Consider the following 7,430-nt stretch of genomic DNA (forward strand, 5'->3'; position numbering starts at 1 on the left):
TCAGTTATACTAGACAAACTTTAATTAACAGTTTTTCTCAGTAGTATTTCTATGAAAAAGATTACATTGTCACAGGTCGTGAAGGAGTGGAACGTGAAAAAAGCGTTAATGACAAAAACACTGTTCGCATCACTCAGTTTGTTAACTTTATTTGCCCCACAAAGTGCTCATGCTCAAATCATACCGCAACCTTGGGTATCAGTTGGTAGCAAAGATGGTGATGTTACCTATTCTGTAGGTGCAAGGGCTTTGAATTTGGGAGCAGAGTTAGGATTTGGTCCTGACGGTTCTACAGGTGTAGATATATTAAAATTTATCAATTTGCCAGTGGTTTCACCTTATGTAGGGCTGGGATACTATTCAGCAGATAAAGGTGTTGCTTTTTCGGGCGGGGTTCAGGTAAGCGCTACCGATAAAGTTTTTGTTGGTGTTGGTTACAACTCTGTTCGAGGAATAAACGGACAACTCGGAGTCAGGTTTTAATTTTTGTCTCTATACGTCTTTTTCCAAGGTATGTGAAATATAGTGTTCCACGTACCTTACCTCAACATTTTCCCAATCAGCAAGATAGATGATTAATCTCCTTTTTTAAAGCAATACGGTTCAGTTAATGGTGTTTGATTTTGTTAAGATCCCCCAACCGACGCCAGGTGCTACAACGGGGGGAACCCCCGCAACGCACTGGCTCCCCTTAAAAAGGGGGCTTAGTTCCCTCCTTTTTAAGGAGGGCTAGGGAGGATCAATTCTTAACTGAACCGTATTGTTTTTTAAAGCTAATTGATGTTTTTTCTATTTTTTTCGTGATTTATCTCTCAAATGAACTACTAAGATGCAAAAAACACAATTTATGAGAGATGAAGCAAAAAGCATTATCTGACAACTCATTTAAAATTTTTCTATAATAGTTGAGTGAACAGAAAAGCCATTGATTAGGTTTTCATATCAATTGTTAGAATTATCAGCTATTTATAATTATTATCTGATTACTAAATTTTTTTATAACTTATTTTTTGATGATTTATGGCATATTATTTCTTTCGGAAGAAAGAATCAAACGCCAGTTAGTAGTAGGATATGCTATATCTATCTTTCGGTGTAGATAGCAAGAATTAACACAAAATATGGCGAGCATCAAACATTAAACAGTATTAACTGTATTGACCTGGCAGATATCTTTTTATGGATCTAGGAGTAAGATTACTGTTTCAAATAGTATTAGAGTTGACACCTGTCATTGCAGCTTTAATACAAAAAAGAAATGAAGAACGTCCGACACTCGCAAAATACTTAGCTTCCCAAGAAATTAAAGAATTTATTCAATCTGTTAGCAGTGCTAGTCAGAGTATCAGTCATTCGGGAAAACTGGAGCAAGAAAAAATTCAGCAACAGCAATTAGCATTTGATGTTCAAAAAACACAACTAAAGATAGCAACACAACAGCAAGAAACAGCGCTCAAATTACCAGAAGTACAGAAATGTTTTGAAAATTGGCCTTTACGATTATTGCCTTCACAAATTTTAGAGTCTCACACTAAGAATCAACGCACTCCACTCAAAATTTTTCTTGCTCCTCCTAAAATAAAGTTTGATAAATTTGATAATCGAGGAGAAGATATTTTAGATATCGAGTTCATGTTAGCTGAAGGTTTACGAGAATTTATTAATCAGCATTATTCTCTACACAATCCAGTTAGACCGATAGAGTTTTTAGCAGGGGCTTGGGATAGTAAGCGTTTTCATAGTGAATCAAGTATTAAGGCTCTGTTTGGAACATTGAAAACAGAGCCTGTTTTAATTTTAGAGTCAGAAGCTGATGGAGATTATCTAAATTTTCGTATTGGTTATTGGGGAATTGGACAAGAGAATTATTATTATAAAACGATTTCTCGTTTACCATACAAGGAAATTGTTGATGAGTCAGCAATAAGTCGTGCTAAGAAGTGGAAAACAATAAGAGATGAACTAATTGCACTGGGAGAAAGCTTAGAGGAAATTAATCATCTTGGCGGAGAAAATGTGAGCAACTTGGCAACTTTGGAAAAAGCAGAAAAATGGAAAGAAAAAGGAATTGATATTAGTCAATTGGGCTTACAATACCAAGTGAATCGCCAAGATATTGAAAAACTCTGCCAGGTTTTGATTACGTGTCATACCCTTGCTGCAAGTTGGGTAGCAGATGCATATCACTTAGTTCATAATGATGTTCCTCCACTACTACCTGAATTACTACCGAGTTTTCTGACAAACACTATTAATTCAAAATTGCTGCAAGCGATGTCTGACGACAACCCACTTTACATGTATGCTACAGGATATAAACAACTTTACCAAGCCTTGGAAGTAGAGCGACATCACTGGATTCCTGATTTAGCATTGAAATTGGCGCAGACTTTATCGCATTTACTTGATGAGGTATGGGCAAAGGAACAGGTGGATTACTCAGTTAACACATGGTTGCAACTACGCCAAGTTTCACAACACAGAGAAATCCATCCTTTACGAGCAATGCAATCAGCTATAAAGATAGAAGATGAAGAATATATTGAAAAGTTAAAAGAATATTTTACAGCCGTTGGTGATAGTCAAAGTGTCACCTATGCTGAGGAATTATTGAATGCTATTGCTCAAGAGAAAGACAAACGTCAACACGAATCTGTTTATCTTAGTCACACCCTGATTGGACACTCTGATCAAGTCACATCTGTAGCCATCAGCCCAGATGGACAAATTTTAGTCAGTGGGTGTGCAGATAAAACCGTAAAAATTTGGAATCTTAGTACAGGAAAAGTTGTCCGCACTTTAACTGGAAAAATCGGAGAAGTTTCATCAGTGGCTATTAGTCCTGATGGAAATTTGCTAGTTGTTGGTAGCTGCGAACACCCTAGAAATAATGTTAAAGTATGGCATCTTGCAACTGGTAAATTATTGCATACTCTTTTAGGGCATCAAAAACCTATTAACTGTGTAGTGATTAGTCCAGATGGACAAATTCTTGCCAGTGGTAGTAACAAAATTAAAATTTGGAACTTGCGTACAGGCGATCCTCCAGCTCTTAGCCGCCCTTTGGGCGAACGCATTTCCACTCTTTGGCATTCATCCCCAGTTTATGCTGCTGCGATTAGTCCAGATAGTGCAATCCTTGCCAGTGGTAGCAGTGATCATAAGATTAGACTATGGAATCCAATCACAGGAGAACTATTAAGTACTCTGGGCGGGCATTCAGGTGAGGTGAAAGCAATAGCTATTTCTCCTGATGGTCAATTCTTGCTCAGCGGTAGTACAGATAAAACTATCAAAATTTGGCATCTTTGCACTGGTAAAGTATTACATACACTGACTGGACATTTAGATGAAGTGACATCAATAGCTGTTAGTCCTGATGGAAAAACTCTTTATAGCGGTAGTGCTGATAAAACCATCAAGATATGGCATTCGCAGACGGGAGAATTGCTGCAAACCCTTCCTTCTCCTGTCCCAGACGCTACGCGAACGGAACGCTACGCTAACATAGGACATTCACAGGTAGTAAATTCTGTTGCTATTAGTTCAGATGGTCGTTTTATTGCTAGTGGTAGTTCTGACAAAACAATTAAAATCTGGCTTAGGTGAACCATAATTAGTTTCAAACAGGTAAGCAGTGAATCTAAAATGAGTCAACATTTACCAATTGCGATTAAAAGAGGTTTTGTCGATAAGTCGTGGGGACAGGTGCATTACCGAATGGCAGGGAGTGGTCCTGTGCTGGTGCTAACTCACAAAACTTACTTTTCGTCTCGTAGTTTTATCAGGTTAATGCCGCTATTGGCTCCTCATTTCCAAGTCATTGTGCCGGATACTCCCGGTCAGGGCGAGTCTGACAATCCACCCACTCAGTGGAGTATTTCGCAGTATGCTTCGGCTCTGTTTGAGGTATTGGAAGCGATGGAAGTTGACGAGTTTTACCTGGTGGGCAACAGCACTGGGGCGGCAATTGCTTGCGAAGCGGCGGTTATGTGTCCAGCCCGAATCAAAAAGCTGGTGCTTTTTGGTATGCCACGTTGGAAAGATGAAGCAGCACGTTTTGCTTTGCGTCAAATACCACTTTTTTACGGACCGCCAGAGGTGAAAGAGGACGGCAGTCACTACACCGTCAACTGGCAGCGTATTAAACCACTTTGGGAAGGTTATCCCTCTGAATGTTTTGAGATATATTTTCAAGAAGTCATGTCTCGCACTCAGCGTAGTTATGAGGGCATTGAAGCAGTTTTGAGGTATGAGGAAGCCACCCGCCTACCACTAATCTCAGTTCCAACCTTATTGATGTGGGCGGAAGGTGACACTATGTTCACACCTTTTATTGAGGATACGGCTCGGCTAGTTCCTCACGCTACTACTAAGGTTCTGCACGGCACACCTATAATGTACCTACGTAACCCCAAACTTTACGCCGCAACCTTGCTGGAGTACTTGCAATCTTGAAACCTCGGTAGATGTAGGGACAAGCTTTAAGCTAACTCTTGACAAGCTAATGCCCTGACCTTATCTGCAGAATCTTGTTGCAATGCTGATGCTACAATCGCCTCTGCTTCCACCATTGTCAACTGGGCGATCGCCTGCTTAAATGCTGGGATACCTTGCGGATTCAAACTCACCTCATCCAATCCTAACCCTAGTAAAATCGGCGCTGCTAGAGGATTGGCTGCGAGTTCTCCACATAACCCCACCCAAATACCTGCTTTGTGTGCAGCTTGGACAGTTTGCTGAATCATCCGCAATACAGCTGGATGCATTGCATCAACCAAAGTTGCGACTTGCGGATGCGTGCGATCTGCCGCCATGACATACTGGCTAAGGTCATTCGTTCCGATACTAAAAAAGTCCACTTCTGCGGCTAACTGTTCAGCAAGAACAACTGCCGAAGGTATCTCCACCATTATCCCCACTTCCATCTTTTCATCAAAAAGCACACCTGCTTGACGTAGTTCTGCTCGTACTTGGGCTAATATTGCCTTGGCTGCTTGTATTTCTTGCACAGTAGCAATCATCGGAAACATAATCTTAATTTGATGTCCGAGACTCGCTTTTAAAATTGCCCGCAACTGGGTTTTCAAAATATCAGGATGATCCAGACAAAAACGAATTCCGCGCCAACCCAAAAAAGGATTACTTTCTTGTGGGAAATTCAGGTAAGGAATTGGCTTGTCCCCTCCCACATCAAGTGTACGAATAATCAACGGACGATGATCAAGAAGTTGGGCGATTCTTTGATAAACTGCTATTTGTTCTTCTTCTGTTGGCGGTGTTGTTCTTTCCAAATAAAGAAACTCAGTGCGGAATAGTCCCACGCCTTCTGCACCCAAGCTCAAACCTTCTTCAGTATCAGAGATACCCCCAATATTAGCGTATACTTTGATTTGCCTCGTCTTGTCACGAGTCACTGCTGGATTCGCCGCCGTTGTGATTGCTTGCTGATGAGCAAGTTGTTGTAGATTTCGCTTTGCTTCAAGTGCAGTTTGGATATCTGGTTCTGGTTCTATCCAAACTCTGCCAATCTCTCCATCCAGTGCTACTATAGTATTATTTGCGACTTGCATAATTTCTGGTGGTAAGCCAACAATCGCAGGAATATTTAATCGGCGAGCTATTATGGAACTATGTGAAATCGCACTGCCAGATGTTGTACAGATTCCCAGGATTTTAGTTGGATCTAACCTAGCAGTATCAGAAGGACTTATATCAGTTGCAATTAAAATAACTGGCTCAGATAGATTCAAATGAGTAAGTTTGTCCTCAGAATTTCTCAAATGGGATTCAAATCTACTTAGCAGTCGTAACACTCGCTGTCCCACGTCTACAATATCAGCAACTCGCTCTTGTAAATAAGAGTCCTCAATTCTACGATAGTTATTTGCCAACTCATTGACGACTGCTTGCCAAGCTGCTTCCGCATTTAAGTGTTGTTCAAAAATACGTTGTTGAACTGCCTCAAGTACCACAGGATCTTCTAGAAAAAGCAGATGAGCATCAAAAATGGCAGCTTCAGCGTCTCCAATTTGGATAGATGCTTGTGAGAATATAGCTTGAATTTCTTCGTGAGCCGCTTTCACGGCAACTTGTAAACGTTGCCACTCCCCTTCTATATTTTCTACGTGGTATTGCTGAATAGGAATCGGAGTGGGATGATAGAGAAAAACGGGTGCGATCGCCACTCCATTAGAAGCAGGAATACCTTGGATAAAGTGATCAACAGACGAAACAATCTGGTTTGCTGGACTAGTAGTAAGAGGAGCTAAAGTGGCATCTTCTTCGCCAAAGTTATTTTCGACTAATGTTTGCAATGCTGCCAGCGCCTCATCCGCATCAGAACCAGTAGCAGTAATAAGCAATTCGTGTCCTTGACGCACACCCAAAATAGAGACTTGGTTGATACTGTCAGCGCGTACTGCTTCAGTACCCTTAGTAATATTCTGTACTTTGATTTGGGATTGAAAACTGGCTGCTGTTGTGACAAATTTCGCTGCAGGACGAGCGTGTAATCCCAAGGGATTACGGACTGTAAGACGTATTTTTTTTGTCATTAGTCCCTTAGTAACAAATGACGTAGATACGTCTGTGCTTTGCCCAAGGATATGGCTCACGTTTACACCCAATTGAGTGGCTTTAGCAACTAATGCTCCCCTTGCTTGGGCCATCACTTGTTGAATGTTGCAACCAGAAGCTGCAGCAACAGCAGCTGCAATTGCACCTTCAACAAGTGGTGCTTCACACAGATGGACTTTTTGGCGTTGTTCTTCCGAGAGAAACTCAAGTGCCATTTCTGCACTCATCAAAGCGCTGCCCAAATCCATTAAGACAAGGACACCTTGATCATTGTAAATTGAGGCGATCGCCTCATAAACTTGTATAGCATCTGTACCTAGAGGGTTTTTTGGGTCGTCAATTCCTGCTGCAACAGCCAGGGAGACTTTGCGCTGAACCATTTGCACTGCCAGTTCCCGAACTCCTTCTGCTAGCTGGCGACTGTGAGAAACTATGACAATTCCAACCGCTGCCACATCATCAATTCCTTGAGAAGCGTGTACGTATCCACCTACTTTAAGCTGAGCGTGGCTTGGAGGCGTAGAATGCGTAACGAAGTGTAACGCACCTTCTTTCATCCCATAGCTATCACGAAATAGATTTTATGTACTTGGTTTTACCGGAGTTACTGAAGGTTGAGTAGTTGTTGTTGGTATCGGTTGTGTTGGTGTTGGCAATGACGGGGTTGCTGGTTGTGGTGCTGTGACTGCCGGTAGTGTTGGTGTTGGCAATGACGGGGTTGCTGGTTGTGGTGCTGTGACTGTCGGTAGTGTTGGTGTTGGCAATGACGGGATTACCGGTTGTGGTGCTGTGACTGTTGGTAGTGTTGGTGTTGGCAATGACGGGATTACCGGTTGTGGTGCTGTGACTGT

Annotated in this window: 4 protein-coding genes and 1 pseudogene; 3 read left to right on the forward strand and 2 right to left on the reverse strand. The window is 41.7% G+C overall.

The window, feature by feature from the left end:
- Positions 1-108: 108 nt before the first annotated feature.
- The 3 genes from AC5JM2_RS24265 to AC5JM2_RS24275 all read left to right on the forward strand — a co-directional run bounded on the left by AC5JM2_RS24265 (position 109) and on the right by AC5JM2_RS24275 (position 4,458).
- Entirely contained in the window at positions 109-483 is a 375-nt protein-coding gene (locus AC5JM2_RS24265) for a hypothetical protein (protein WP_495837487.1), read from the forward strand.
- A gap of 696 nt (positions 484-1,179) precedes the next feature.
- Positions 1,180-3,609: a WD40 repeat domain-containing protein gene (locus AC5JM2_RS24270; protein ID WP_495837380.1), complete on the forward strand. Its 2,430-nt coding sequence runs from the start codon at positions 1,180-1,182 to the stop codon at positions 3,607-3,609.
- A gap of 39 nt (positions 3,610-3,648) precedes the next feature.
- Positions 3,649-4,458: an alpha/beta fold hydrolase gene (locus AC5JM2_RS24275; RefSeq protein ID WP_495837381.1), complete on the forward strand. Its 810-nt coding sequence runs from the start codon at positions 3,649-3,651 to the stop codon at positions 4,456-4,458.
- A gap of 26 nt (positions 4,459-4,484) precedes the next feature.
- Here the strand turns inward: AC5JM2_RS24275 and ptsP are convergent, their stop codons facing one another.
- Positions 4,485-7,136 carry a phosphoenolpyruvate--protein phosphotransferase gene (gene ptsP / locus AC5JM2_RS24280; protein WP_495837382.1) on the reverse strand — a complete coding sequence of 884 codons (2,652 nt, stop codon included), beginning with the start codon at positions 7,134-7,136 and terminating at the stop codon, positions 4,485-4,487.
- A 24-nt stretch (positions 7,137-7,160) separates the two neighbouring features.
- A pseudogene (locus AC5JM2_RS24285) lies at positions 7,161-7,430 on the reverse strand (ABC transporter); the annotation flags it as partial.

It is taken from the genome of Brasilonema angustatum, assembly GCF_059505445.1.